Consider the following 26706-nt stretch of genomic DNA (forward strand, 5'->3'; position numbering starts at 1 on the left):
TGGCTATCCCTTGAACTTGCGCTCCGTCGAAGCCGGATTGCGCTCCAGCGCCTTACCAGTTCGCGTCGGCCGATCCACCAGCTCGCCGCCGCAATTGGGGCACACATCGTCCACGGCATCGGCGCAGTCCGCGCAAAAGGTGCATTCGAACGAGCAGATGAACGCGCCATGCGCATTGGCGGGCAGGTCGGTGCCGCAGCGTTCGCAATCGGGCCGCATCTCGAGCATTCTACTTCCTTCTCCCCTTCCGCTTGCGGGAGGGGTCGGGGGAGGGGCTGTCCGGCACCTTCCGCCCAATCGATTCGAGGGTCATCCCCTCCCCTGCCCCCTCCCGCAACCGGGAGGGGAGTTTACGCCGCCGCCTCGCGCACGGCGTCGCACACGCGATCGACCACGGCCTCGACCTGGCCGCGATCGTCGCCCTCCGCCATCACCCGGATCACCGGCTCGGTGCCCGAGGGGCGGATCACCAGCCGGCCCTTGCCGTCGAGCTCGGCCTCGGCGGCCGCGATGACTTCCTTGACGCGCGCGTCCTCGAGCGGCTTGCCACCCTTGAAGCGCACGTTCTTGAGCAGCTGCGGCAGCGGCTCGAAGCGGCGCAGCACTTCGCTCGCCGGCGCGCCGGCGCGGACGATCTCGGCGAGCACCTGCAGCGCCGCGACCAGCCCGTCGCCGGTGGTAGCATAGTCGGACAGGATGATGTGTCCCGACTGCTCGCCGCCGACATTATAGCCCGAGGCGCGCATCTTCTCGAGCACATAGCGGTCGCCCACCTTGGTGCGGACCAGCCCCAGCCCCTGCGCCGCCAGGTGCCGCTCGAGCCCGAGGTTGGACATCACCGTCGCGACCAGCCCGCCGCCTGCGAGCCGGCCCTGCCGCGCCCAGCCGCCGGCGATCGTCGCCATCAGCTGGTCGCCGTCGACGACATGGCCGGTCTCGTCGACCACGATCAGCCGGTCGGCGTCGCCGTCGAGCGCGATGCCGATGTGCGCCCCCGATGCGACCACCGTCTGGCAAAGCGTGTCGGGCGCAGTCGAGCCGACGCCGTCGTTGATGTTCTTGCCGTTCGGCGTGACGCCGATCGCGATCACTTCGGCGCCCAGCTCCCACAGCGCCGAGGGTGCGGCCTGATAGGCGGCGCCATTGGCGCAATCGATGACGATCTTGAGCCCGTCGAGCGTCAGATCCTCGGGGAAGGTCGACTTGGCGAAGTGGATGTAGCGCCCGCGCGCATCCTCCACGCGCCGCGCCCGGCCGATGTCGCCCGATGCCGCGAGCGCCACGTCGCCCTCGATCAGCGCCTCGATCGCCAGCTCGTCCTCGTCGGAGAGCTTGTAGCCGTCGGGGCCGAACAGCTTGATGCCGTTGTCGGCGAAGGGATTGTGGCTGGCCGAGATCATCACGCCCAGGTCGGCGCGCATCGAATGGGTGAGCATCGCCACGGCCGGGGTCGGCATCGGCCCCAGCAGCACCACGTCCATGCCCACGCTGGTGAAGCCCGCGACCATCGCATTCTCGAGCATGTAACCCGAAAGCCGCGTGTCCTTGCCGATCACCACGCGGTGGCGGTGATCGCCGCGGCGGAAGTGCGCGCCGGCGGCCATCCCCACCTTCATCGCCATCGCCGCGGTCATCGCGCCGAGGTTGGTCGTCCCTCGAATCCCGTCGGTACCGAAATATTTTCTTGCCATGCCCTGCCTGTTCGCGCCCTTGTGGCGTTTCGTGCCCGCAGTGATAGCGGCCAAAACCATAAAGGGCGAGCATGTCGCAACCTACCCGCATCCTCCTCGCGCTGATCGCCGGCCTCGCGATCGGCGCATTGCTCGCTGCCTATGCGCCTGCCACCGCGCTCGCAGCAGCGGATATCGCCCAGCCGATCGGCCAGGCCTGGCTCAACGGCCTGCAGATGACGATCGTGCCGCTGGTCGTCGCGCTGCTGATCACCGGCGTCGCCGCGACCACCGAGGCCGCGCAGGCCGGTCGCCTCGCCGGGCGGGCCATTGCGCTCTACAGCGTGCTGATGTTCCTGTCGGCCGTCGCGGCAGCGCTGCTCACGCCGCTGTTCCTCAAGCTGTTTCCCTTGCCGCAGGAATCGGCCGCGAACCTGCGCGCGGCGCTCACCGGTGCCGGGCAAATCGGCCCGATGCCGCCGCTGGGCGAATTCCTGGCGGCGATCATTCCGGCCAACATCGTCAAGGCCGCGGCGGAGAACGCCTTCCTGTCGCTCATCATCTTCGCGCTGATCTTCGCCTTCGCGCTGACTCGCGTCGACGACGTCATGCGCAAGACGATGACCGGCTTCTTCATCGCGCTGCGCGACGTGATGCTGGTGGTGATCGACTGGGTGCTGTGGGTCGGCCCGGTCGGCGTGTTCGCGCTCGCCTTCGTCGTGGGGGCAAAGGCGGGCACGGGCGCTTTCGGCGCGCTGATCCACTATATCCTGATCGTCTCGGCGGTGGGCCTGTCGGTGTCGCTGTTCGCCTATCCCGCGGCGGTGATCGGCGGCCGTCTGCGCTTCCTGCGTTTCGCGCGCGCCGTGCTCCCCAGCCAGGCGGTCGCGATCAGCACCCAGTCATCGCTCGCGACGCTGCCGGTGATGGTCGAGGGATCGAGCAAGATCGGCGTGCCGGTGGCGGTTTCGGGCGTCACCCTGCCCCTGGCCGTGGCGATCCTGCGCGCGACCGGGCCGGCGATGAACTTCGCGGTCGCGATCTACATCGCCAAATGGTTCGGCGTGCCGCTCACCCCGGCGACATTGGCGCTGGGCACGATCGTGGCGATGCTGACCTCGCTCGGATCGGTCAGCCTGCCGGGGACGGTGAGCTACATCAGCGCGATTGCGCCGGTCGCCTCGACGCTGGGCGCGCCGGTGGCGCCGCTGGGCCTGCTCGTCGCAGTCGAGACGCTTCCGGACATCATGCGCACCGTGGGCAACGTCACCTGGGACGTTGCCGCCACTGCATGGCTGTCGCGCCGCACCGGCAAGGTGCCGCTCGACGAGGCGGACGCCATGCTCGCCGAGCACGAATAGGCGCCCGCGCCCTTACTTCAGCAGCACCAGCTCCTCCGCCATGCTCGGGTGGAGCGCGACGGTGCGGTCGAAATCGTCCTTGGTGAGCCCGGCCTTCACGGCGACTGCCGCGGCCTGGAGGATCTCGGGCGCGTCGGGGCCGATCATGTGGAGGCCGACGACCTTCCCGGTCACGCCGTCGCAGACCATCTTGTAGAGCGCGCGCTCGTTGCGGCCCGCCAGCACGTTCTTCATCGCGCGGAAGTCCGACGTATAGACCTTCACCGAGCCGAGCTTGTTGCGCGCCTCGCTCTCGGTCATCCCCACGCCGGCCATCGGCGGATGGCTGAACACCGCAGCCGGGATGCAGTGATAGTCGACCTGGTGCGGCTTGCCGCCGAACACCGTGTCGGCGAACGCCTGCCCCTCGCGGATCGCGACCGGCGTGAGCTGGACGCGATTGGTCACGTCGCCCACCGCATAGATGCTGTCGACCGAGCTGCGGTTGTCGGCGTCGACCTTGACCGCGCCCTTGTCGTCGAGCGTGACGCCGACCTCGGCCAGCCCCAGCCCGCGCGTGTTCGGCACGCGACCGGTGGCGAAGATCAGGCAGTCGACTTCCATCGGGTCCTGGCCGGAGAGATGGACGCGCAGCGACCCGTCCTCCTGCTTCTCGACCTTCTCGAAGCTGGCGTGGAAGCGGAAGTCGATGCCCTTGGTCATCGAGATCTGGAGCAGCCGATCGCGGATCGACTGGTCGTAGCCGCGCAGGATCACGTCGGTGCGGTTGACCAGCGTCACCTTCGAGCCGAACTCGTTGAAGATGCCGGCGAACTCGTTGGCGATATAGCCGCCGCCCGCGATCATCACCCGGCGCGGCAGCGCGTCGAGGTGGAAGACTTCGTTCGACGTGATGCCATGCTCCGCGCCCGGGAAGTCGGGCACGTGCGGATGCGCGCCGGTGGCGATCAGGATGTTCTTTGCGGTGACCTTGCGCCCGCTCGCCAGCGTCACTTCGTTGGGCCCGCTCGCGGTCGCGCGCTCGAGGATGATCTCGGCGCCGGCGTTCTGCAGCCCCTGGGTGTAGAGCCCGTTGAGCCGGTCGACCTCGGCGAGGACGTTGTCGCGCAGCGTCGCCCATTCGAAGCCGCAATCGGGCACGTTCCAGCCGAAGCGGCGCGCGTCCTTCAAATCCTCGGCGAAATGCGCGCCATAGACGAGCAGCTTCTTGGGCACGCAGCCGCGGATCACGCAGGTGCCGCCGACGCGATATTCCTCGGCGATCGCGACCCTGGCGCCATAGCCGGCCGAGACGCGCGCCGCGCGCACCCCGCCCGATCCGGCACCGATCACGAACAGGTCATAGTCGAACTCGGCCATTCAATTCGCTCCAGGAAGGTCCAGCGCCGATCGCAAGCCGAGGTGCTCTACAAAGGGCGCGAAATCGCGGTCGCAGTAAAGAAGCGGAATGCGATCGCGGATGCACCGCGTCGCGATCAGCGTATCGATCGTCTTTCGCACTGTAATCCCAAGCGCGCGAAGCCGACGGTAATTGCGTGCCGCCTCGACAGCCAGATCGCCGCCACCGACAGTCACCAGGCGCAGCTGCAGCATCAGATCGCGCGCCAAGGCGAAGGAGCGCTCGCTCCTCATACCCTGCAGGACCTCGGCGAGAACCAGATCCGCCATCAGGATAGGTTCGCGTATCAGCGCCGCCTTGAGCCACGTTGTCTCACGAGACTCGCGTGCGTTGAAGAAGTCGATCCAGACGCTGCTGTCGACAAGGATCATTTGCCGTCCGGGACGTACTTGCTCGTCCGCATCTCGTCGAGATCGCCGTCCCAGCCGATCCCCCAGAGCTGAAGGAGTGCCTCCTGCTGCCGAAGCCTGAGCGTCTCACGCAACGCGGTGTCCACTGCCTCCCGCTTGGTCTTCGCGCCAATGGCGCGCATGACCTGTGCGACGAGTCCCTGGTCGATCTCGATATTCGTGCGCATGATGTGTATCCTGATTGACATTTGTACACATAAGCAACCCCAGGCGCCCGCGCAACGTCAGCCGAACGCCCGCCGGATCAGGTCCGCGGTCGAGGCGTCGAAGTCGCCGCCCTGCTCCGCCGCCTTCGCCATTTCCTTGCCCAGCTCGACGCCGAACTGGTCGAACGGATTGATGCCGAGCAGCACCGCGTTCACGAACGTCCTTTGCTCGTAGAAGGCGAGCAGCGCGCCCAGCGTGCGCGGCTCGAGCGCGTCGAGCAGCAAGGTCGAGGACGGCCGGTCGCCCGGATAGGCGCGCGCCTCGTCGTCATGCCCGCGGCCCGCCATCAGCGCGGCGCCTTGCGCGAACATGTTGAGCAGCAGCTGGCGATGGTGCGCCTCGGCCAGCCCGTCGCCCGGCTCGATCACGCCGACGAACTCGACCGGCACCAGCCGCGTGCCCTGGTGGAGCAGCTGGAACACCGCGTGTTGCGCATCGGTGCCGACGCCGCCCCAGGTGATCGGCGCGGTCGGCCATGTGACGGGCTGCCCCTCGGCGGTCACGCGCTTGCCGTTCGATTCCATCTCGAGCTGCTGGAGGTAGCTCGGCAGCAGCCGCAGCCTTTCGTCATAGGCAAAGGTCGCGCGCGTCTCGCAGCCGAGCGCCTGGCTGTAATAGAGGTCGGCAAAGGCGGCGAGCGCGGGCGCGTTCTTCTCCAGCGGCGTCAGGCGGAAATGCCGGTCCATCTCGGCCGCGCCTTCGAGCAGCTCCTCGAACGCCTCCCAGCCGAGCGCCAGCGCGGCGGGGAAGCCGATCGACGACCAGAGCGAATAGCGCCCGCCCACCGACTCGGCGAAGGGGAGCACCCGCGTCTCGTCGACGCCCCATTCGACGGCCTTTTCGGGCGCTGCGGTCAGCGCCACCACGCGGCCATAGGGGTCGGCCACCCCGCCCTGCGCCATCCACGACAGCGCGCTCTCGGCGTTGAGCATCGTCTCGGTGGTGGTGAAGGTCTTGGACGCGATCGCGATCAGCGTCGCCTGCGGGTCGAACCGGTCGAGCGCTTCCTCGAGCGCCGATCCGTCGACATTGGATACGATTGCCACGTCATAGCGGTCGGCATCGCGGCCCAGCGCGTCGACGAGCAGGTCGGGCCCCAGCGCCGACCCGCCGATGCCGATGTGGAGCACGTGCCGTACCGGTCCCAGCGCCTCGGCCTCGATCGCGTCGATCAGCGCGCGCATCCGGGCATGGAAGCCCCGCGCCCGCGCCACGCTCTCGGGCGCGCCCTCGCCCCGCTCGGCACTGTGCTCAGCTGCGCGACCTTCGGTAACATTCACCGCCTCCCCCGCGAACAGCGCGTCGCGCTTGGCGGCGAGCCCCATCGACTCCGCGAGGGCCGCGAAGGCCGCCACTGCATCGGCGGTCAGATGGGTCTTGGACCAGTCGAAATGGATGCTCGCGACATCGGCCGAGAGCGCGGCGACCCGGTCCTGCCCGTCAAAGAGCTGCTTGAGCGGCGTGCGGGGCAGCGCGCGGATCGGCGACCAATCGGGCAAGGCCATGTTCATCTCCATCTCGGCAAGTCGGGTTCGCACATGCCCCTATCGTCCCCTGCCGGTCACGGCCACCCGGATTCATCGGCTTGACGCCACCCCTCAGCCCAAGCAGAGCATGGCCCCATGGATAACGCGCCCGAGAAGCCCGAGACCGACGCTCCCAAGCCCTATTCGGTGGGAACGGCGGCCCAAAAGCCCAAGTCCGAATGGCGCGACCTCGCGTCCTTCCTGGTCAAGCTCGCGCTGATCGTCTTCGTGGTGCGCAGCTTCATCTTCTCGCCCTTCTCGATTCCCAGCGAGTCGATGCTGCCGCGGCTGCTGATCGGCGACTATCTGTTCATCACCAAGTGGAACTACGGCTTCTCGCGGCACTCGCTGCCGTTCAGCCTGCCGCTGATCCCCGGCCGCATCTTCGCGAACGACCCTGCGCGCGGCGACGTGGTGGTGTTCAAGGCGCCCCCCGCGAACGATACCGACTGGATCAAGCGCGTGATCGGCCTGCCGGGCGACACGGTGCAGATGGTGAACGGCCAGCTGATCCTGAACGGCAAGCCCGTGCCCAAGCAGCAGGTCGCCAATTTCACGCTGCCGCTGACGCCCAATTTCACGCGCTGCCAGGCCAATTTCCAGAGCCTCGACGCGCAGGGCAACATGGTGTGCAGCATCCCGCGCTTCCGCGAGACCCTGCCCAACGGCAAGAGCTACGAAGTGCTGGACCAGGGCACCTATCCCAAGGACAACACCGGCGTCTACACCGTGCCTGCCGGCCATGTGTTCCTGATGGGCGACAATCGCGACAATTCGACCGACAGCCGCTTCAGCCATGAAGACGGCGGGATCGAGTTCGTTCCGATGGAGAACCTCGAGGGCAAGGCCGTGGTGACCTTCTGGTCGACCGACGGCAGCGCCAACTGGTTCCTGCCCTGGACCTGGTTCACCGCCGCGCGCTGGAGCCGGATTGGAGAAGGCTTCTGAGCACCCGCGACCTGGCGGGCTGGATTGCGGAGACCTTCGGCCGCGAGCCCGCCGACACCGCGCGCTATGCCCGCGCGCTGACGCACGGCAGCCAGGCCTCGGCCAATTACGAGCGGCTCGAGTTCCTCGGCGATCGCGTGCTGGGGCTCGTCGTTGCCGAATGGCTGTTCGAACGCTTTCCCGACGAGGCCGAGGGCGCGCTCTCGCGCCGGCTCAATGCGCTGGTGACCGGTCAGCTCTGCGCCGAAGTTGCGCGCGAGATCGGCGTCGCCGCGCACCTCAAGCTCGGCAAGCAGGCGCGCGAGGACGGCGCCGCCGACAGCGACAATGTGCTCGGCGACGTGGTCGAGGCGCTGATCGGCGCCTTCTACCTCGAATTCGGGCTCGAGGCGGTGCGCCCCTTCATCCGCAAGGCATGGGAGCGCCACATCGACGCGCATGCCCAGGCGCCCAAGCACCCCAAGTCCGCGCTCCAGGAATGGGCCGCGGCGCACAACCGGCGTCCCCCCGAATATGAAGTGGTCGACCGCTCCGGCCCGCACCACGCCCCGCGCTTCACGATCCGCGTGAGCATCCCCAAGCTCGCCGACGCGACCGCCGAGGGCGCGAACAAGCAGGAAGCCGAGACCGCGGCGGCGGCAGCGCTGCTCGAGAAGCTGGGCAAGTGATATCAACTCCCCTCCCTGCAAGGGAGGGGTCGGGGGTGGGTGCGCGGCGCAGCCGCGCGTTCATCGCCCGTCGCAAAGCCGAGGCATCGAGCCTCGCCTTTGCGCACCCACCCCTTGCCCCTCCCTTGCAGGGAGGGGAATAGAGACGAAGGACGTATGACCGACCCCGCCCCCACCACCCAACATTGCGGCCTGATCGCCGTCGTCGGCGCGCCCAACGCCGGCAAGTCGACGCTGGTCAATGCGCTCGTCGGCCAGAAGGTCGCGATCGTCAGCCCCAAGGCGCAGACCACCCGCGCGCGGCTGATGGGCATCGCGATCGAAGGCGATGCGCAGCTGCTGCTCGTCGACACGCCGGGCATCTTCACCCCGGAGCGCCGGCTCGACCGCGCGATGGTCGCCGCCGCCTGGGAGGGCGCCGAGGGCGCCGACCTGATCGCGCTGGTGGTCGACGGCAAGGCGGGCATCGGTCCCAAGGTCCACGCGATCCTCGAGAGCCTGGCCAAGCGGCCCGAGGCCAAGATCCTGATCCTCAACAAAGTCGACGTCGCCGACAAGCCGCGGCTTCTGGGTCATGCGGCGAAGCTCAACGAAGCGCTGCGCTTCGACGAGACCTGGTTCGTCTCGGCCCAGACCGGCGACGGCGTGGCCGAGCTCAAGGCCGCGCTCGCCGGCCGCATGCCCGAAAGCCCCTGGCACTTCCCCGAGGACCAGGTCTCCGACGCCACCGAGCGGATGATCGCCGCCGAAGTGACGCGCGAGCAGCTCTACCTCCAGCTCCACGCCGAGCTGCCCTATGCCAGCGCAGTCGACACCGAGAAGTACAGCGAGCGCGCAGACGGATCGGTCGAGATCCACCAGCAGATCCTCGTCGCGCGCGAGACCCAGCGCGCGATCGTACTCGGCAAGGGCGGCAGCCGGATCAAGGAAATCGGCGCCCGCGCGCGTGCCGAGCTGTCGCGGATCATGGGCGTGCCGGTGCACCTCTATCTGCACGTCAAGGTGAACCCCAAGTGGGAAGAGGATCGCTCGCTCTACCGCGAGATCGGACTGGACTGGGTGGAATGACCTATCGCTTCGAGACCGTCGACGTCTTCACCGAGCGGCGCTTCGGCGGCAATCCGCTCGCCGTCTTCACCGACGCCGAGGGGCTGTCGGGCGAGGAAATGCAGGCGCTCGCCGCCGAGATGAACCTCAGCGAGACGAGCTTCGTCCTGCCGCCCGTCGATCCCGCCAACACCGCGCGCGTGCGCATCTTCACGCGCACGGCCGAGATGCCCTTCGCCGGCCATCCGAGCATCGGCACCGCCTATGTGCTCGCGCGGATGGGCCGCGTTGCGGGCGGCGAGGCGCGGCTCGAAGTGCCGGCGGGGCTCGTGCGCGTGGCGATGGCGACCGGCGCCGACGGCATGCCCAGCGGCGGGCGGCTGACCGCGCCCCAGCCGCTCCAGCTCGGCGAGGCCGTCGACCCCGCGGTCGTCGCGGCGTGCCTGGGGATCGCAGTCGAGGACGTGCGCGTCGAGGCGCATGTGCCGCGCGCCGCGTCGATGGGCGTCTGGTTCATCCTCGCCGAAGTCGCGCCCGACGCGCTCGGCCGCTGCACGCCCGGCCTCGCGGCCTTCCGCGCCGGGCTCCAGCCGTGGATGCACGGCCGCTTCTCGCTGCTCGCCTATGCGCGCGAGGGTGGCGACGTGCGCGCCCGCATGTTCGCGCCGATCGCCGGCACCTTCGAGGATCCGGCGACCGGGAGCGCCGCCGCCGCGCTCGGCGGGCTGCTGCTGGCGCTCGACGGCGGCGAGTCGCTCGGCTTCACCGTCGCCCAGGGCGTCGAGATGCGCCGCCCGAGTCGCATCGAAGTCGCCGCCGAACGCACGCCCGACGGCATCGTCGCGCACGTCGGCGGAAGCTGCGTCCCGATGTTCCGCGGCGAGGTACAGGGCTAGCCGCCGAGCACCGCTTCCACCCAGGCCGGCACCAGCACCCCCGCCGGCCCCATCCGGCTCTCGCCGAACCACAGGCTGCCTTCGGACGGGTCGAGGTTGAGCTCGAGCGTCGCGGCGCCGTGATAGCGCGCGGTGCGGACGAACCCCGCCGCCGGATAGACCGCGCCCGAAGTCCCGATCGAGACGAACAGGTCCGCCTCGGCCAGCGCGCGCTCGATCGTCTCCATGTGGTAGGGCATCTCGCCGAAGAAGACGATGTCGGGCCTCAGCGCGGGCGTACCGCAGTCGGGGCATTCGGTGCCCGGCGGCAGCGAGTCCTCCCATGGCTCGCGGATCCCGCACGCTGCACACAGCGCTGATTTGAGTTCCCCATGCATGTGCACCAGCCGCCGCGATCCCGCGCGCTCGTGCAGGTCGTCGACATTCTGCGTGACCAGCAGCAGCGCGCCCGGCCATTCGGCATCGAGCCGCGCGAGCGCCCGGTGCGCCGCGTTGGGCTCGACACTCGCCAGCTTCGCGCGCCGCTCGTCGTAGAAGCGATGGACCAGCTCGGGGCCGTGCGCGAGCGCCTGGGGCGTGCACACCTCCTCCACCCGGTGGCCCTCCCACAGCCCGCCTGGCCCGCGGAAAGTCGCGACGCCGCTCTCGGCCGAGACGCCGGCGCCGGTGAGGATGACGATGTTGCGGATTGCGCGCATGCCCCTTGGATAGCCGCTGCCCTGCCGCTGCCGCAAATCCCTGATTGAGTGCCCCCGCTCGACCGGGAGACCCGCCGATGATCGCACTCGCGCTGCTGCTGCTTGCCCCGCAGGATCATGCTTCGGCCTTCCCCGGCGGCGACGATGCGCCCCCGCCCGCGCCCAGGGGCTGCAGCCGCTCGGGGGCGAGCGACGAGATCACCGTCTGCGCGCGCGACCAGTCCGCCTTCCGCGTCAAGCCTTTGACCGACCGCTATCGCGAGAAGCCGACCCGGGCCGAGCTCGGCCTGCGCGGCGGCGGCAGCGTCCGGGCGGAAGCCGTGCAGCGCGGCGTGGGCGGCGTCAGCGTGCCCGCGGCAATGGTGACGCTGCGCATCCCGCTCGGGCGCAAGCCCAAGTCGGAACGCGCCGACGACCCGCAGGCCAAATAGCCGGTTCCGGCGCGGCGCGGCTTGTGCCACAGCGGGCGCCATGACGAGCATCGGCATTTTCGGCAGCATGGGCCGCATGGGCCAGGCGATCGCAGCGGTCGCCCCCTCTCTCGACGCGCATGTGGCGGGCGGCTGCGATGTCACCGGCGATCCGGCGGAGCTGGCGACCAGGGCCGATGTGCTGGTCGATTTCTCCGCCCCCGCGGCGCTCGAGGCGCATCTCGCCGCGGCGCGCGGCGCGGCCAGGCCGATCGTGGTCGGCACCACCGGGCTCAGCGCCAGGCATCATGCGCTGATCGACGAGGCCGCGGCCGAGATCGCCGTGCTCCAGACCGGCAACACCTCGCTCGGCATCGGCCTGCTCGCCCGGCTGGTGCGCGAGGCGGCCGCCCGGCTCGGCGCCGATTGGGACATCGAGCTGGTCGAGACGCACCACCGCAACAAGGCCGATGCGCCCTCGGGCACGGCGCTGATGCTGGGCGAGGCCGCGGCGCGCGGGCTCGGCACCACGCTCGCCGAGGCCGGCGTCGAGGCGCGCGCCGGGCTCACCGGGCCGCGCGCCCCCGGCACGATCGGCATGGCGAGCCTGCGCGGCGGTTCGGTGGTGGGCGACCACACCGTGCTGTTCGCGACCGAGGGCGAGCGGATCGAGCTCACCCACCGCGCCGACGACCGCGCGATCTTCGCCCGCGGCGCGGTCCGCGCGGCGCTGTGGCTCGCGGGGCAGAAGCCCGGCCGCTACACCATGGACCAGGTGCTCGGCATTTGAAGAAGGCCGACATCGTCGAGTTCTTCGCGCGGCTGGCGGCGGACAATCCGCATCCCGAGACCGAGCTCGAATATGTCAACGATTACACGCTGCTCGTCGCCGTGGCGCTCTCCGCCCAGGCGACCGATGTCGGCGTCAACAAGGCCACCCGCCGGCTCTTCGCCGAAGTGGACACGCCCGAGAAGATGGTCGCGCTCGGCGAGGAGGGGCTGAAGGAGCACATCAAGACGATCGGCCTGTTCAACACCAAGGCCAGGAATGTCATCGCCCTGTCCGAAGCGCTGATCCGCGACCATGGCGGCCAGGTCCCCGCCGATCGCGACGCGCTGGAAAAACTCCCCGGCGTCGGCCGCAAGACCGCGAACGTCGTGATGAACACGGCGTTCGGCGCCGAGACCTTCGCGGTCGACACGCACATCTTCCGCGTCGGCAACCGCACCGGCCTCGCGCGCGGCAAGACGCCCCTCGCGGTCGAGAAGAAGCTCGATCAGCGGGTGCCCCAGCCCTTCCGGCTCCACGCTCATCACTGGTTAATCCTGCACGGCCGATACATCTGCAAGGCTCGGACTCCCGAGTGCTGGCGATGCCCCGTCGCCGATCTTTGCGCGTTCCAGCCCAAAACTCCGCCGCCGGGCACCGCCAAGTCGCCGCGCGGCCGTTCGGAAGGATGAAGCCATGCGCCTGCTGCTCGCCGCCTCCGCCCTGCTCTTCGCTGCCGCACCCGGCTCGGCGATCGAGCAGAACAAGCGCACCGACGTTCCCGTGGCGACCGCGGCCGGCGATCCGGTCTCGTGCATCCGCCTGCGCGACATCCGCCAGAGCAAGGTGCGCGACGATTCGACGATCGATTTCTACATGGCCGGCGGCCGCGTCTACCGGAACACGCTCGACGGCTCGTGCCCGATGCTCCGCTCCGAAGGCCGCTTCATGCACAAGACCAGCACCGGCGATCTCTGTTCGCTCGACACGATCACCGTGCTGCGCGACCCCGGCCTGACTCCCGGGCCGAGCTGCGGGCTGGGCAAGTTCCAGCCGGTGACGCTCGCCAAACGCTGAGCCGCCCCGCGACAAACGCACTGGCGCAGGCGCCAAGGCTTTGCTACGCGGCCTTCCCACGCACCCGTAGCTCAGCTGGATAGAGCGCTGCCCTCCGAAGGCAGAGGCCACAGGTTCGAATCCTGTCGGGTGCGCCATAAAATCAATAACTTAGCAGCATCCGACAACGGCCGTACGGAAAATGTACGGAAAACGTCGTCGGTCGAAATGCGATAAATGAACTCGCACCGGGACGATTCGCCCGGAACAACCGGGTGCATCTCGATCACCGAGCGCCGTCCTATCAGTTGGGTTACGACGTCGCGGGAGGAAGCCCCAAGCTTTCCGTAGCCAATTGATTTAACACCAACAGCGTTTCCGGCGCTGCTCGCTACCCACCCTTTTCCCCCAAAAGTCGGGCGAGATTTTGCGACATGATGCGGCACGCCTCGCGGCCGCTTTGCGCCCTAATAGCAGACATTCAGCCTGTCTGCGGGCGATGCCGAAAGCGGTCGTTGCTGGGCGGAAGCCAAATTTAGCGTGCCGAGCGCGAAGCCTAAGCCGACAGAATAACACGAAACTTACTCTGCGTCGTTTTCATCAAATACAATTCCGTCGTAGCTAGGAGCTTCAGCGCGTCACTCGGAATGTCGGCCACCGATCCGCCCGGCTGCACGAGCACCATTTCAAACTCGACCTTTGCCCGGCGCGCCTTCTCGGCGAAGTAAGCAAGGCGGCGCTGATCGCCTTTGAGGAAGCGCGTTTTGCCTTCCTTCGCCCAGGTCTCCTGTCGCCTCCGCAAATCGTCCGACAGGCGCTTAATACCGGCATGCTTCGCTGTGATGCTCTTCTGAGCTTGCCCGCAAACAATGTAGAAGTTTCGGATGTCCCGCGACACCCGCGCCTCGTGCGCTCCTTTGCAATGCACCAGTGCTAACCGGATGGTGGTTTCGTCGACATCCTTGAAGCAAACTAGGTCCGCTGCCTCTCCTGAACCATCATCGTTGATGATGAGGTCAAACTCGTCACGGATGTTCTCGAAGGTGCGATATTGGATCGTATTCTGATCGGCGGCCTTGCCCATGGATTCCTTGTTGAGCGGGATGCCGCTCCAATCCCAAGCCTCCAAGCGATCCTTATCAAACTCACCGGCGCTCAAGGGGGCCGGGATGTGATAGCAATTATATGAGTACGTGCCGTCCGCATATCGGACGATCAAGGGATCCTTCCGAAGGTACTCTTCAAATGGGATGGCTTCTGTCCGGTTCTTTTTGAATTGCAAAACCGGGCCGGAAACGTGCTCGTGCTTGTACCCTCCCGGGAGACTCTCATCGATCGTCAGCTCATATTCTGAGACGATCGATTCGCTGGAAACCCGGAAGCGAATTGGTCCGTCATCCGCTCGTTCGGCCAGCTCGAGGTCCACTAACAAGACGGGTATTTCCGTTCCGCCGAAAACGATGAACTGCGTGTTGTTCAACCTCGTCTGCGCCTGCTCTCCCCACTGCAAGGCGATTGGCGGTGAGTCATAAGGCCGAGGGATCTTTATCGGACGGAGAAAATCTTGGAGCACGTTGCTGGCAGGCTCCTCTTCGGAGGAAACCTTCGCCCAAGTCGCCTTCGTCCACGTGATCCAGTCTGCGACCGACCCCCCCTTCTGCTGCCAAACTTTTCCTCGGCGCTGCGTTCCACCCCAGATGACCCGGTCGCCGTTTTCGTAGCCAAGGCACGCCATGTTGTTCAGTTCGGCTTCGGCTTTCTCGATGCTCGCCAGCCCTTCGGTAACGTTGGGACCGAAATACGATGTGAAGCTGATTGCTCCCACGCGGGATGATCCCAAGCTCTTCACCAAGGGGAGCTCGACGTTGTTCAGAATGCGAAAGATCGGGGTGCCAGTGACAAGCTCTGTGCCGTCATCGGTTACCGCCTTGGCCATGAGTTCCGAGCGCATGGCGTCATAGTCACTTGCATAGAGTGCAAGCGCGGCTGCCCCCTCGTCCCATCGAAGAACGACGAGGTCGTAGATGGTATCAAGGACATTCTGATAATTGCCCCAGGAAACTTCGGCGGCGCGACACACCACGGCGACCAGCGTATGGTCCTGCTCACTCCAGGCGTACCAGGTCTCGGCGCTCGCAGGCAGGACGGACTTGTATGCCAGCGGGTTCCATTCCTCACACTTGGTGGCGAAGAATTGACAGGAGAGCGCTGGCCGCAAGTTCCACAACGAGAGTTGCGACCCCAGGTCACCTTTCTCGCGGAGCCCAAAGACCACATCTTGAAGCTTAAGCTCGTCCTCAATCCTATCTTCGCTCAGGCGGCGGATGAGATGATCCCAATCGGCGCCTTCAGCATAAAGCGCCGCAAGCCTTCTTTCCGCTGCCGGATCGGCGATGTTCGTCACAACCGTGGCTTCGCCGATCTTTGCAGGATCTCCTTTTCGCGTGAAGCGGCCGATGAATTGCAGCGTGATGGCCAAGGATTTGTGATTGTCGTGAAGGGCAGCAATCTTGAGATTCGGGAGATCGAAGCCTTCGCCGAGCATATTGACGCAAACGACGATGCGAGCGCCCGCGTCGCCTCGATCGAGAACCTGAGTAAGTGCCTCACGGTTCGCGAGCGTTCGCCCGGCACCGGAATACACGAGCACAGGATGAAGCTCGGGTGCCATTTCGCCATAAAGGGCGACGAGCCGCTCGGCATGATCTTTAGATGCTGTTCTCGCCATGAGCAGATGGTCGAGGTTTAGCTCATCGCGATCTCGTCTGAGCGCCGCGATCGCCGCGGAGGCGATAGCCCGATCCCGGACTTCCTCCTCGCCATACTCCTCAACGGTGACCAAGTTGATGGAGCGATAATATCCAGCGGCCTGCGCGTCCCCCAGCTTGTAATTGAAGATGATCCTTCCATCGATGCGATCACCATTCTGCCGGAACGGTGTCGCGGTAAACTGTGTCACGCGCTTAGTGTTGAATCGAGCCTTCACCCGATCCCACGTCGACGCAGTGACGTGGTGAGCTTCGTCGACGATCAGGTCCGTGCATTCAGCCGCAAGATAGTCGATCGCCTCGGCGTTCGAACTCTCCAAGGAATTAGGAAGCGCCACGATAACGTTGGCGTTATCGACGATGGCCTTCGCCTCATCAATTGAGAGAATGCCGGTGGAGATAACCGCAACCCTAGGCTTGGCGATTTCCTGTGGCACCACTGAAGCCAGCGGGAGAACGCCGAGGGTGAGGAACTTCCCGGAAATCTGGCCGCGCAACGCGTCGCTCGGCACCATCACCAAAACGCGAGGCAGGCGCCGATAAACGAGCGCCGCGAGCATTGTTTCGGTTTTGCCTGTGCCAGTCGGCAGAACCACCGTTGCAGGCTCAAATGCGCTGCCTACCGAGAAGTGCGCAGAGATCGCATGTAGTGCACCGATCTGAGGCGTGCGCAGGCCCGGCAATCCCGCGGCCTCGTCTTCGGTCCGGAACTCAAACTTATTCTTCCAAGCCTCCAGAACCTCATCGGGAGTTTGAGCGTATGCCTCCAGCGCTCCCAAGGTCTCCCATTCGATGTCGAAGTTTTCAGGAAACGCCGTTTCGGCAACCTGCGGTGATCTCACGATCGGCAACGATGTCGAAGGTCGGCGGGCACCTTTCTTGCGACGAAGCAGGACGTGCGCATAAGGAGGAGGAAGGTTCGTCGAAACCAAATCGAAGTTGGAAAACTCCGAGGAAGCAATCTTCGCATGCACATCGGCGCCGGCGAACACCCGTTGATAAACGGTGTTCCCCCCAATACGAAGTTTCCTCTCTGGAAGCGGTGGCAGCTTAAGCGTCCCGCTCCAGTCATCAAATAGGCCCAATTCGAGTTCCTCCCGGCCCCTTCAACTTATTTCTCTGTTAGCTCACTATTCAAGAGGCAAGGATAGCCAATGGCTTGAGAAATAGCTACGCGACCCTCCGGGATATAGACAGCAAGCCCACTGCGCGACGGAACGCTTCTAGCGCCCCAATCCCACCAGCGATAATGATCGGGCCACGAAGCCGACGGTCCGCCTTCGGTCCCCATCCGTCTCAAAGCTGACGGTCGGCTGTCGGCCCAACTCCTGCCGTTCGGCTTCCGTAGGGGTCACCATCGTCAAGCGGAAAATGGCGATAATCTGCCATATCGGACGATTTAGCTAACTTCGTCCCCACGTTGCGTCCCACATTTTTGCGCGGCTTCAGCGGCATGCCGTGACATGTCTTGGGCTTAGACGCTTCGTTCCGCAATCCGTCCCTGATTTCAGAAACGGCTCCGTGAGAAGGCGACTTTCGCTAAGCCGAATGACCATCTACGAAGAGAGTAGCCGCCCGTACCGGCCCAAGGACCATCTGCGTGACGCCCTATTCTGACCTCGTTACCCGCCTCTGGCGACTCTGCAGTCTGCTGCGAAAGGACGGGGTGACTTATCCCCAATACGTGACCGAACTCACCTATCTAATCTTCCTCAAGCTCGCCTCTGAGCGACAAGCCGAAAACATAGCGATACCGGAGGGGCACCGCTGGAGCGACCTACTCGGCAGCGGCGACGATGCGATCCTTGACCGTTACCGCGAGACGCTAGCGATACTAGGCATGTCACGGCACAGCCGGACCATGCAGGCGGTCTTCGCCGGGGCCGTCACCGTTGTGCGGGACCCGGCGACGCTACGCCGCTTGGTCGATGCTATCGACGGGTCCGACTGGTTCTCGGACGAACGAGATGCCTTTGGTGACGCCTATGAAGGGCTGCTCCAGAAGAATGCCGAAGAAACCAAGCGCGGCGCAGGTCAGTACTTCACGCCTCGCGTTTTGGTGGACAGCATCGTCTCTCTGCTCAAGCCTCGTCCTGGCGAGATCGTGCAGGATCCTGCGGCGGGCACAGGCGGATTCCTTATTGCGGCGGATCGCGCCCTGCGGGCGGGCTGGCAAGGATCAGAGGAGGCCCTGGCTTTTCAGCGCACAAGCGCGCTGCGCGGTGTAGAAAACGTACTGGACACCTATCGCCTGCTTTGCATGAACCTGTATCTGCACGGGATTGAGTCCGAACACGTCCTGATGGGCGACACCCTATCGCAACTCGGCGCCTCTCCCGAGTTTCAAAACGCCAACGTTATCCTCTCCAATCCCCCCTTTGGACCTTCGGGGGGCACGTCGTCTCGCGAAGACCTTACGATCACTGCGAAATCTGCAAGCTTCCAGTTGCCTTTTGTAGAGCACTGTATGCGAGCCCTTGCTCCTGGCGGACGGGCGGCGGTCATTATTCCCGACAACGTCCTCTTCGAGGGAGGCAAGGGTAAGGCACTACGTCAGGCGCTGATGCGGGATTTTGATCTGCACACGATCCTGCGCCTACCTACCGGAATATTCTACGCCCAAGGGGTCCGAACCAATGTGCTGTTCTTCAGCCGACCGGCGGCCCCGCCGGAGGGAAGCGCGACGGAGGCGGTCTGGATCTACGATCTCCGAGCGGCAGAGGCGGGCAGTGGAGGCAGTGGAGGTGGCTTCGCCTTGGGCCTCGAAGCGTTCGGCTTGGCATTCGGCGACGATCCGTTTGGTCGGGCACCGCGCGAAGAGGATGGGCCAAACGGTCGATTCCGCCGGTTCACACGTCAGGCAATCGCGGAACGAGGCGACGACCTCTACATCGTTTGGCTGAATGAGGATGAAAGCGAGGATGAGGCGCTCCAATCGGCGTCTCCCGATGCCGTCGCCGCCGTCGTAGAACGCCATCTTGTCTCCGCTTTGGGCGAGATCCGATCGCTCATCGACGAACTGGGAGATGATAACGCGGCTTGGGATGACCCGGAATGACGCTGCCGGCTGACTGGGCGACGTGCACTCTTGAAGACCTCCTCCACCCGGCGCCCGGCGCAATAGTCGACGGCCCGTTCGGAAGCGCGTTGAAGTCTAGCGACTATACCTCGCAAGGCTGCCGGGTGATCCGGCTTAACAACATCAACGTCGCTACGTTTAACGACACGGACAAAGCCTATGTGGATGTTCGCAGATTTCCCGAACTGCGCCGGCACGAAGCTGTGGCTGGAGACATATTGACGGCTGCTTTGGGGGACCCGCTCGGCCGGTCCTGCCTCGTGCCTGAGAATCTCGGGTCCGCGATCGTGAAAGCCGATTGCTTCCGCTCAAGGCTTCACCCACGCGTCGACGCCCAACTCATTATGTTCTGGCTCAACAGTCCGCCGCTCGCGCGATATTTCTCAGAGCACGGCAAGGGCGTGGGAAGAATTCGGATCAACCTCGCTGTCCTCCGAGCCGCGCCCCTACCCCTTCCGCCCGAAGATATGCAGGCAGCGCTGGTCGAAAGAATCCGGACTGTCATGGCACGGTCAGAGAACGCCAAGTCGGAAGCGCATCTTGCGCTGAGGGCGGCGAATGCGCTGAAGGTGAGCGGTCTAAAGGCCGGCGTGACCGGCCAGCTAACGGCGCGATGGCGAGAAACAGCCACCGACGTCGAGACCGTCGATGCCCTTCTCGAGCGGATCCCAGCACCGGCCCAGGCGCCGGGTGGACGCAAGCCAACGGACACGCGGATGGCAGGCCAGGCGGGGATCGCCGTCAATGATCCTGGAACGCCTTTGCCAGAAGGTTGGCGATGGACGCCCCTACTGCGATTGGCGCGCCAGGAAACCGGTCACACGCCGAGCCGGCGACACCCGGAGTATTGGGATGGAGATGTCCCTTGGCTCGGCATTCGCGACGCCCGCAAACATCACGGTACTGTCATCGACCGGACCGCGCAGACCATCACGGCCGCCGGCCTAGATGGCTCATCCGCGCGAATACTTCCGACCCGGACCGTATGTATGTCGCGCACAGCGTCCGTTGGCTACGTCACCATGCTTGGTCGACCTATGGCGACCAGCCAGGACTTCGTGACGTGGACCTGCTCACCGGCGCTGATGCCAGAGTATCTGCTTTACGCCCTGATGGCCGAAGGAAAGGGCATCCGTCGCTTCGGCAGAGGGTCGACTCACACGACAATCTATTTTCCAGAGCTGCGCGCTCTTCATATCGCCTTGCCGCCGATCGAGGAGCAGCAGGCCATCACAAGCCGCATCAAGCGGTTACTCTACCGCGCCGATATGCTGGAGTCCGAGGCCTCTCGCGCCATAGGCGTAGCGGACGACCTCGTCGTCCGTACCATCACTCAGGCGATGTCGGGTGCCCTTGGCATCGCGAGTTCGGCCTCAAGTGCCTCCGCCCGATCCCTTCTCGATGACATCGCAGCAGATCGTCTCGCGCTCGAAGTCGAACGCAAGCGTTCGAAACCGAAACGGCGTACGAATTTGGCCCCTCCTACAATCCAACAAACCCCGGATCCTGTCATGACACCAGATCAGATCATCGCTGCGGTACGCGAGGCCGGCGGCTCGATAGCCGCGGACGCGCTTTGGAAGTTGAGCGGTCTTCCAATTGACATCTTTTACCGGCGAATCCGGGATGAACTTGCGGCGGGTCGCCTGACCGAGTCGAGTGACAAGGAGAGGCTGCTTGCGCATTGACCATCTCGCTGTTCGAAACTTTAAGAACCTTCGCGATGTCCATCTCGATTTTGATGCGTCTCGCTTGGAAACCGTGATCATTGGACAGAACGGGACCGGCAAGTCCAACGTGTTGGAAGCCTTAGCGACGATCTTCCGAGATCTCGACGATCCTCGCCGCGAAACTGATTTCGCCTACGACATCACTTACCAATGCAAGGGCCGCAAGGTCCGGATCGACCATCGGCATTCAGATGTGGCGAGCACTATCGCGACGATCGATGGCAAGCCGACACCCATGAGTGTGATCCGCGCGCGAGACAGCGATTTCCTGCCGAACCACGTTTTTGGGTATTACTCAGGCGAGTCCGACCGGCTGCGCACCATCTTCGACCCGCCGCAGCGCCGCTTCTACGACGCGGCCATCGAAGTCGGTGCCGATGAAAAATTGGACCCGAGAACGTCCTCCCTGCGACGGCTCTTTTACGTCAGGGAACGCTACGGCGCGTTAGCCCTCCTGACCTATTTCGCCTTTGCCGACAACGAAGCGCAGGCGTTTCTCAAACGACATTTGGGCGTCGGTCAGTTCGATTCCGCTCTGCTCACGCTCCGCCGGGCCGAATGGGGCAAGCGGAAGCCCGTCGGCGAGGCTCTGGCCAAGTCGGACAGCCGATTCTGGTACGCCCGGGGCATTGTGCGCAAGCTGCTGGATGGACTTTGGACCCATTCGCTCACGCCCATCCGACACAAGGAAAGCGTTTCCGAGGACTATCGCCGGGCAGGGGCGTCCGAGGAGCAGATCTACATCTATCTGAGGGACGAGCAGGCGCTCAGGTCACTCGCCGCGCCGTTTCGCGACGAGCAGACCTTCTTCGCCTATCTCGAAACCCTCGACCTGTCAGACCTCGTCCGGACTATCCGGATCTGGGTCACGCGGGAAGGTGCTTCGGAGGCCATTCCGTTTCACGAGATCAGCGACGGCGAGAAGCAGTTGCTCAGTGTCTTGGGGATGATGCGCTTCGCCGCCCATGACGAGTCGCTTTTCCTGCTCGACGAGCCGGACACCCATCTGAACCCGGCGTGGAAATGGAACTACCTGAGTTTCATTAAGGAGGTCGCTGGCCGCAACGAAAATTGCCACGTCGTAATGACGAGCCACGATCCTCTGACGATCGCTGGCCTTGAGAAGTCCCAGGTCCAGGTGCTGTTTAGGGGGCGCGACAACGAGGTGAAGGCGGCGCAGCCTGCTGTCGACCCGAAAGGGCTCGGCGTGTCAGGTGTGCTGCGCCAGATCTTTGGCATGGCGACGACACTGGATGCCGAAACCCAAAAGCTGGTCGACGATCGTAACGCACTGCTCGCCCTGCCGACACGCACCGAGCTCGAAGAGGCCGATCTGTTTGCGCTGAACAACAAGCTGGACTCCCTCGGGCTCGCTTACCAGAGCGGCAATCCCGCTTTCGAAGACTTCCTGCGTTCCATGCATAGGGCTGACCAAGGAGGGCGCGGCCCTTACACGCCTGAAGAGGTCGAAGCGCAGAACCGCTTCATGCAGGAGATCGTTGAGGGTCTTCGGTGAAATACATAAACTATCCCGCGGGCGCGATCGAGGCGGCTTGGCAGGCTAGGGCCAACACCGCCGCGAGCACGGCGGCGCAGAAATCCGGCGAAGAGGCGAATGCTTACATCGCCAGTCGAAGCGAGATTTGGAGCGACCTGAAGCCGGTCCTGGAAGGCCTATCCTCGGGGAAATGCTGGTACTCGGAAGCCAAGGACCGGGTTTCCTACTGGCACGTTGACCACTACCGCCCCAAGAGCTTGTATCCTTGGCTCGCCTTCGACTGGAGGAACATGCGCCTGTGCGGCGGCATGCCCAATATCGCCAAATCCAACGATTTTCCGCTGAACGATGAAACCACCCGAGCCACCGCCGCCAGCCCCTCGACCGCTCTGGAGGTTCCCCTTCTGCTAGATCCCACTCAGTGGGGCGATCCGGACCTTCTCACCTTCAATGGAGCTGGCGAGCCGACTTGTGCCGATCCTCGAGACCCGCTGTCGGCACTAAGGGTCAAGCTGTCGGTCAAACTGCTCGATCTTGATACGGAGAAACTCTGCGAAGGCCGCCGCCACACATGGCGCAGTTGCGAACGCCGGTTGAAAGATCTGCGCGGCATCATCGAAGCCCAGCGCCACCAGAACAACACCGACGCCGGCGATCGACTGAAAGATCTCTGCAGAGATTTGGATGATCTTTACGATGAGACGTCTGAGTTCACGGCTACGGCTTGGGCTTGCGCTAAGGAGCTAAATGCAGAGATGATCGTGCGACTTGCGAAAGAAGTCGCGCGGTCCTTATAGTAATGTCTCGTAACGATGTTGTTGCCACTAGAGGTCGAGACCGGACAGTTTTCATGATGCTTCACAACCACTTCGATCTTATCCAGCGCAAGTGCTCGTACCTGCTCCAAAAGATTTCAATGACACATCTCCAGAGGTGTGCGGACAAGGGTCAGAGCAGAAGCGATTGCTAAGCAAATGTCTGCAGCTCGGCAGCTTTTGGCGTCCTCTTCCCGCACGGGGATGGCCAGAATTGGTGGTTAACTGCCGCTCGGGTTCTCGGTGTTGCCATACACTTCCTCTGTTCGGCACGAGGCACCTTCGATGTGAAACAGCACCTGCCTTGGAAAGCCCCCACCGCTGACATAGCCGATCCGGCATACGACGCCCCGGCCATCACTCAGCACGGCGGATACGCTGTTGTCGCAATCTTCCTCCGTGACTTTGATGGCCACTTGCCGACGCCCGCCAACATCGATCAAGGGATAAAGCTCGCGGCAAAATCTCAACGTGGCAGATTGCACCGGCCGATCAGCTGACGCGATTACAAACGTGGTTCTCGGCTCAATGAAATCGCATCCGGCGAGCAGGACTAAGCCGACTTGGCTGACCTTACCGAGGACCCTCACCCTCACTATCGTCGCAAATCGCTCAATGTCCGCAAGTGGGGCGAGAGCGGACGCGGGCACCAACACGCGTTGCAGTTCGTCACATCGGACGTGTCTGTCAGCGGAGGTAAAAAATATCACTCGATAAGCCGACCTGCTCACATGCCGATGCCGAGCCCGCGGCTTCGTCCCCGTCCGACGAGATCGGCCAGGCTTTGGCCGACACTTCGTCCCGGCACCTCCGGCAGGCCAAGCTGCGCCCGGCGATTGCGCAAGATCGACTCGACCTGCGGATCGCGTTCGAGACGCTTCGCCATGCCAATCATGCGGTCGCCCATTGCGTTGGCGCGGGTTGTTTCACCATCCCGCAAAAGCAAACGGCGCTGCCGATCCAGCGCCTGCCAGCGCTGCACGAAGGTATCGGCTCTGAGTTGCGGATCGGCGCGAAGCTGGCCTTCCAATTGCATGGCGCGGATTGTGGCCTTGGTCCGTCCCTCAGCCGCCTCACGGATCAACCCCAGCTCATTCGAAAACGCCGTCTCGAGATCAAGCGCCGCATGAGGTCTGATCGTGTTCAACGCCGTGCGGCTGGCCGCCAGCTGCTGGCGTTGCTCCTCGGTGTAAGGCTCGCCGATGGTTTGCGCGAACCGCATGGAGCGCACGATTTGCGCGTGACGGCTTACGGCAGCCGGCGGCACCGTTGCGGGATCGAGTCCCATTGCCCGGGGCCGCACGGCGTGTTCCGGCCCGGACGTGAAAAGCTTCAGCCCGGCGAACTGGTCTCGTTCCTGCGGTAGGACGGTCCTCTCCAACGTCGGCATCGGCAACACGATCTGCCGCCGCTCGGCAAAGTCGCGCGCATAATCCGAGGCAATGTCCTTGGCGCGCTCGCGCGAGAGCACGCGGACCAATTTTGCCTGATCGGCGAAATCGTCGCGGCCATAATACAGCTCCACCGCATCCCGATGCCGCGAGAGCGCGACATAGGCCGCGTGGCGATCGAGCCCTGGCGTCGCCAGCACATAGGCGCGATCAACGGTCACGCCCTGCGCCTTGTGGATGGTCGAGGCATAGCCGTGATCGACCGCGGCATAATCCTTCAGATCGAACGCAACCGCGCGGCCGTCATCGAGCACCACAGCCATGCGAGCCGCGTTGATGCTCTCGATCTTGCCCAAAGATCCGTTCTTCACCCCAAGAGCGCGCTCGTTCCTGAGGAACATGACACGGTCCCCGGGCGCGAATTGTCGGGCGCCTCGCACAGTTCCGATCTCCACCTCGCCGCCGATCTGCCCCGCCTCGCGCAATCGCGCGCGGGCGAGCCGATTGAGCGCTTCGACTTCGCCGCGCGTGTGCGTGAGGATGATCCGGTTCTCGTCCGGAGCGGTAGACCGATCGCGATCCCAGCGCTCGACAAGCTCCACACGTGCTGCCTCCCGCGTATCCGCGGCATGGACGTGTCCCGCCTGATCATAGGCATGGATCGCTTCGCCAGTTCTGCCGGTGGCCAGTTGCCGCGTCGTGTCGCGCTGCCACTCTTCATGCTGGCGCCGAACGTGGGTGATCTCGATGCTGCCGTGACGCTCGGCAGCCGCACGGAACGCCGCCCCCGCCTCGATCGCCTGGAGCTGCTCGGGATCGCCGACCAGCACAACCTTGGCGCCGCGCCTCTCGGCCTCGCCAATGACGCGTTCCATCTGCCGCGTCCCGATCATCCCGGCCTCGTCGATTACAAGGATGTAACTTGACGAGAGAAGGTTTTCGCCGCGCGCCCATTGATGTTCGAGGCTCGCAAGCGTGCGCGACGCGATGCCGGAACCTGCTTCGAGATTCTCGGCTGCGATGCCAGAAAGCGCCGCGCCCTGGACGCAGTAGCCGGCGCGCTCCCACCCATCGCGCGCAATGCCCAGCACGGCCGATTTGCCCGTACCGGCATAGCCGACGACGATGGCAAGATCGGAGCCGCCGAGTACGCGCTCGAGGGCGACCCGCTGCTCCTCCCCCGGGACCAGGCCGCCACCTCCGGCGGAGACGATCGCACGGTCGATCGCCTCCGCCGAAAGACCATGATGATGGCGCATCGCGAGCCGTCCGGTCGCGCGTTCGAGCCGCTGCTCGGTGTCCAGCATATCGCGCGACGTGAACCGGTCTTCGCCGCGGCCGTCCTTGCCCAGCCGCATCAGCTCGGGTGCCGCCTTCACCGCAGCCATCACCTGGTCGAACTGGTTCTTCCCGTCGCTGTGGCGATGCACGAACATCGCAAGGTCGCGCGTGGTGAATGTTGCCTGGGTGCGGGTGATCGCATCAAGCGCGAGCGCCGGGTTCGCCAGCAGCTTCTCGCCATTGGCGCGTGCAATCGCGTGGTACTCTTCCAACCGCTCGGAGGCGAGCCCCTGCTCCGCCAACCGGGCGGCGGCCGGGCCGATCTTATGCTGCGGCTCGAGGTCGATGGCCTGCGCCTCCAGCGAGCGATGATCGACCCGCGCATCGATATCAAGTTCAGCCAGCCGCGTGTTGACGTGCTCGGCCCAGCGCTCGCGCCATTTCTCCAGCAGGTCGGTGCGGTTCCAGTCTCGGTTCTTCTTGCCGAAGCCGTTTTCATCGACGTCGCGCAGAGTGAGCATCACATGTGCGTGTGGCTTGGGCTCGCCATCGGCGCCGACGTCCCAATGCACATTGAGGTCGGCGATCATTCCTTGCGCGACGAACTCCCGTTCGACGAACTCGCGCGCCAGGCGGATACCCTCTTGCCTGTCCAGCTCGCGGGGAATCGCGAACTCTATCTCCCGCGCAAGCTGCGCGTCCTTGCGCAGCTCGGCCGCCTCGACCGCATTCCACAGCTTCTCGCGATCGCAGAGCTGCTCGGGTGTGCCGTCCGGCAGCATCACTTCGGAGTGAACGACACCGGCCTTGTTCGAGAAATCGTGGTGGCGGCCGAGCCGCTCGTCATAGAGCCGCGACGCCGAGCGGTAGGCGGCAGACGCCAGCGCGGACGATCCGTTGGCGCGGGAGATGATCTTGGCAGAGAAGTGGTAGATCGCCATGACGCTCAAACCATCTACACTTCATGAGCGACGTCGGCACGACGTATAAGCGCGCCCTCGAAAGATTTCATCTTCTTCGGGACGCGGTCGTGCCAAGAGATTTCAGGGCATTGGCGCTGATCGATACGCACGATAACT

The 26706-nt window shown here is 64.8% G+C and carries 23 protein-coding genes and 1 tRNA gene; 14 read left to right on the forward strand and 10 right to left on the reverse strand.

From position 1 onward, the window contains the following. Positions 1–3: 3 nt before the first annotated feature. The gene (locus tag J7500_RS02055; RefSeq protein ID WP_294059581.1) at positions 4–228 is read right to left on the reverse strand and encodes a DUF1272 domain-containing protein; all 225 of its coding nucleotides are present in this window, start codon (positions 226–228) and stop codon (positions 4–6) included. Positions 229–350: 122 nt separating this feature from the next. Further along, the gene (gene glmM, locus J7500_RS02060; protein ID WP_294059584.1) at positions 351–1691 is read right to left on the reverse strand and encodes a phosphoglucosamine mutase; all 1341 of its coding nucleotides are present in this window, start codon (positions 1689–1691) and stop codon (positions 351–353) included. A gap of 71 nt (positions 1692–1762) precedes the next feature. Here glmM and J7500_RS02065 point away from each other — a divergent pair, with 71 nt between their 5' ends. Next, the gene (locus J7500_RS02065) at positions 1763–3031 is read left to right on the forward strand and encodes a cation:dicarboxylase symporter family transporter (RefSeq protein ID WP_294059586.1); all 1269 of its coding nucleotides are present in this window, start codon (positions 1763–1765) and stop codon (positions 3029–3031) included. Positions 3032–3043: 12 nt separating this feature from the next. On the opposite strand, the gene gorA is transcribed toward J7500_RS02065, so the two are convergent. From gorA to pgi, 4 genes are read right to left on the reverse strand one after another with little or no spacing between them, the layout of a single operon-like run. Beyond that, positions 3044–4390, reverse strand: coding sequence for a glutathione-disulfide reductase (gene gorA, locus J7500_RS02070; RefSeq protein ID WP_294059589.1), 1347 nt, complete (start codon positions 4388–4390; stop codon positions 3044–3046). Further along, entirely contained in the window at positions 4391–4801 is a 411-nt protein-coding gene (locus J7500_RS02075; protein ID WP_294059591.1) for a PIN domain nuclease, read from the reverse strand. Then, positions 4798–5007, reverse strand: coding sequence for a type II toxin-antitoxin system VapB family antitoxin (locus J7500_RS02080; protein ID WP_294059592.1), 210 nt, complete (start codon positions 5005–5007; stop codon positions 4798–4800). The genes J7500_RS02075 and J7500_RS02080 overlap by 4 nt, the downstream gene beginning before the upstream one ends. A gap of 57 nt (positions 5008–5064) precedes the next feature. Continuing rightward, positions 5065–6552, reverse strand: a complete 1488-nt coding sequence (gene pgi / locus J7500_RS02085) for a glucose-6-phosphate isomerase (RefSeq protein ID WP_294059593.1) — start codon at positions 6550–6552, stop codon at positions 5065–5067. Between the two features lie 117 nt (positions 6553–6669). Between pgi and lepB the strand changes: the two genes are divergently transcribed. The 4 genes from lepB (at position 6670) to J7500_RS02105 (ending at position 10132) form a co-directional block, all read left to right on the forward strand. Then, a complete protein-coding gene (lepB, locus tag J7500_RS02090) occupies positions 6670–7521 on the forward strand; it encodes a signal peptidase I (protein ID WP_294059595.1) in 852 nt (283 codons plus the stop codon). Positions 7522–7532: 11 nt separating this feature from the next. Continuing rightward, positions 7533–8189: a ribonuclease III gene (gene rnc / locus J7500_RS02095; protein WP_294060658.1), complete on the forward strand. Its 657-nt coding sequence runs from the start codon at positions 7533–7535 to the stop codon at positions 8187–8189. A gap of 156 nt (positions 8190–8345) precedes the next feature. After that, positions 8346–9257, forward strand: a complete 912-nt coding sequence (era, locus tag J7500_RS02100) for a GTPase Era (protein WP_294059597.1) — start codon at positions 8346–8348, stop codon at positions 9255–9257. Continuing rightward, positions 9254–10132 carry a PhzF family phenazine biosynthesis protein gene (locus tag J7500_RS02105; RefSeq protein ID WP_294059600.1) on the forward strand — a complete coding sequence of 293 codons (879 nt, stop codon included), beginning with the start codon at positions 9254–9256 and terminating at the stop codon, positions 10130–10132. Before era ends, J7500_RS02105 begins: the two co-directional genes overlap by 4 nt. Here the strand turns inward: J7500_RS02105 and J7500_RS02110 are convergent. After that, positions 10129–10830, reverse strand: coding sequence for an NAD-dependent deacylase (locus J7500_RS02110; protein WP_294059603.1), 702 nt, complete (start codon positions 10828–10830; stop codon positions 10129–10131). The two genes, J7500_RS02105 and J7500_RS02110, sit on opposite strands and share 4 nt — an antisense overlap. A gap of 77 nt (positions 10831–10907) precedes the next feature. Between J7500_RS02110 and J7500_RS02115 the strand changes: the two genes are divergently transcribed. The 5 genes from J7500_RS02115 (at position 10908) to J7500_RS02135 (ending at position 13223) form a co-directional block, all read left to right on the forward strand. Continuing rightward, positions 10908–11261 (forward strand): hypothetical protein, encoded by a 354-nt coding sequence (locus J7500_RS02115; RefSeq protein WP_294059605.1) that lies wholly within the window; start codon positions 10908–10910, stop codon positions 11259–11261. Between the two features lie 40 nt (positions 11262–11301). Continuing rightward, on the forward strand, positions 11302–12030 hold the full coding sequence (dapB, locus tag J7500_RS02120; protein WP_294059606.1) for a 4-hydroxy-tetrahydrodipicolinate reductase: 729 nt from the start codon (positions 11302–11304) through the stop codon (positions 12028–12030). Continuing rightward, on the forward strand, positions 12027–12701 hold the full coding sequence (gene nth, locus J7500_RS02125) for an endonuclease III (protein WP_294059608.1): 675 nt from the start codon (positions 12027–12029) through the stop codon (positions 12699–12701). The genes dapB and nth overlap by 4 nt, the downstream gene beginning before the upstream one ends. Positions 12702–12705: 4 nt before the next feature. Beyond that, entirely contained in the window at positions 12706–13086 is a 381-nt protein-coding gene (locus J7500_RS02130; RefSeq protein ID WP_294059610.1) for a DUF6491 family protein, read from the forward strand. A 60-nt stretch (positions 13087–13146) separates the two neighbouring features. Beyond that, positions 13147–13223: transfer RNA gene (locus J7500_RS02135), tRNA-Arg, on the forward strand. Positions 13224–13621: 398 nt separating this feature from the next. On the opposite strand, the gene J7500_RS02140 is transcribed toward J7500_RS02135, so the two are convergent. Further along, positions 13622–16918 carry a DEAD/DEAH box helicase family protein gene (locus tag J7500_RS02140; RefSeq protein ID WP_294059611.1) on the reverse strand — a complete coding sequence of 1099 codons (3297 nt, stop codon included), beginning with the start codon at positions 16916–16918 and terminating at the stop codon, positions 13622–13624. Between the two features lie 515 nt (positions 16919–17433). Between J7500_RS02140 and J7500_RS02145 the strand changes: the two genes are divergently transcribed. The 4 genes from J7500_RS02145 (at position 17434) to J7500_RS02160 (ending at position 22937) form a co-directional block, all read left to right on the forward strand. Further along, positions 17434–18891, forward strand: coding sequence for a class I SAM-dependent DNA methyltransferase (locus tag J7500_RS02145; RefSeq protein WP_294059613.1), 1458 nt, complete (start codon positions 17434–17436; stop codon positions 18889–18891). 89 nt (positions 18892–18980) lie between these two features. Then, positions 18981–20600: a restriction endonuclease subunit S gene (locus J7500_RS02150; protein ID WP_294059615.1), complete on the forward strand. Its 1620-nt coding sequence runs from the start codon at positions 18981–18983 to the stop codon at positions 20598–20600. After that, entirely contained in the window at positions 20590–22158 is a 1569-nt protein-coding gene (locus tag J7500_RS02155) for an AAA family ATPase (protein ID WP_294059616.1), read from the forward strand. The genes J7500_RS02150 and J7500_RS02155 overlap by 11 nt, the downstream gene beginning before the upstream one ends. Continuing rightward, on the forward strand, positions 22155–22937 hold the full coding sequence (locus tag J7500_RS02160) for a hypothetical protein (protein WP_294059619.1): 783 nt from the start codon (positions 22155–22157) through the stop codon (positions 22935–22937). Before J7500_RS02155 ends, J7500_RS02160 begins: the two co-directional genes overlap by 4 nt. Before the next feature lie 239 nt (positions 22938–23176). On the opposite strand, the gene J7500_RS02165 is transcribed toward J7500_RS02160, so the two are convergent. Next, positions 23177–23371: a hypothetical protein gene (locus J7500_RS02165; protein WP_294059620.1), complete on the reverse strand. Its 195-nt coding sequence runs from the start codon at positions 23369–23371 to the stop codon at positions 23177–23179. Between the two features lie 311 nt (positions 23372–23682). Continuing rightward, positions 23683–26568, reverse strand: coding sequence for a Ti-type conjugative transfer relaxase TraA (gene traA / locus J7500_RS02170; protein WP_294059622.1), 2886 nt, complete (start codon positions 26566–26568; stop codon positions 23683–23685). Between the last annotated feature and the right edge of the window lie 138 nt (positions 26569–26706).

This window comes from Sphingomonas sp. (genome assembly GCF_017744835.1).
Taxonomy (GTDB): domain Bacteria; phylum Pseudomonadota; class Alphaproteobacteria; order Sphingomonadales; family Sphingomonadaceae; genus Sphingomonas.

Bases quoted from the DNA above. Each gene is read 5' to 3' on its own strand.
- J7500_RS02055 (WP_294059581.1), bottom strand. From the start codon at position 228: ATGCTCGAGATGCGGCCCGATTGCGAACGCTGCGGCACCGACCTGCCC.
- glmM (WP_294059584.1), bottom strand. From the start codon at position 1,691: ATGGCAAGAAAATATTTCGGTACCGACGGGATTCGAGGGACGACCAAC.
- J7500_RS02065 (WP_294059586.1), top strand. From the start codon at position 1,763: ATGTCGCAACCTACCCGCATCCTCCTCGCGCTGATCGCCGGCCTCGCG.
- gorA (WP_294059589.1), bottom strand. From the start codon at position 4,390: ATGGCCGAGTTCGACTATGACCTGTTCGTGATCGGTGCCGGATCGGGC.
- J7500_RS02075 (WP_294059591.1), bottom strand. From the start codon at position 4,801: ATGATCCTTGTCGACAGCAGCGTCTGGATCGACTTCTTCAACGCACGC.
- J7500_RS02080 (WP_294059592.1), bottom strand. From the start codon at position 5,007: ATGCGCACGAATATCGAGATCGACCAGGGACTCGTCGCACAGGTCATG.
- pgi (WP_294059593.1), bottom strand. From the start codon at position 6,552: ATGGCCTTGCCCGATTGGTCGCCGATCCGCGCGCTGCCCCGCACGCCG.
- lepB (WP_294059595.1), top strand. From the start codon at position 6,670: ATGGATAACGCGCCCGAGAAGCCCGAGACCGACGCTCCCAAGCCCTAT.
- era (WP_294059597.1), top strand. From the start codon at position 8,346: ATGACCGACCCCGCCCCCACCACCCAACATTGCGGCCTGATCGCCGTC.
- J7500_RS02105 (WP_294059600.1), top strand. From the start codon at position 9,254: ATGACCTATCGCTTCGAGACCGTCGACGTCTTCACCGAGCGGCGCTTC.
- J7500_RS02110 (WP_294059603.1), bottom strand. From the start codon at position 10,830: ATGCGCGCAATCCGCAACATCGTCATCCTCACCGGCGCCGGCGTCTCG.
- J7500_RS02115 (WP_294059605.1), top strand. From the start codon at position 10,908: ATGATCGCACTCGCGCTGCTGCTGCTTGCCCCGCAGGATCATGCTTCG.
- dapB (WP_294059606.1), top strand. From the start codon at position 11,302: ATGACGAGCATCGGCATTTTCGGCAGCATGGGCCGCATGGGCCAGGCG.
- J7500_RS02130 (WP_294059610.1), top strand. From the start codon at position 12,706: ATGCGCCTGCTGCTCGCCGCCTCCGCCCTGCTCTTCGCTGCCGCACCC.
- traA (WP_294059622.1), bottom strand. From the start codon at position 26,568: ATGGCGATCTACCACTTCTCTGCCAAGATCATCTCCCGCGCCAACGGA.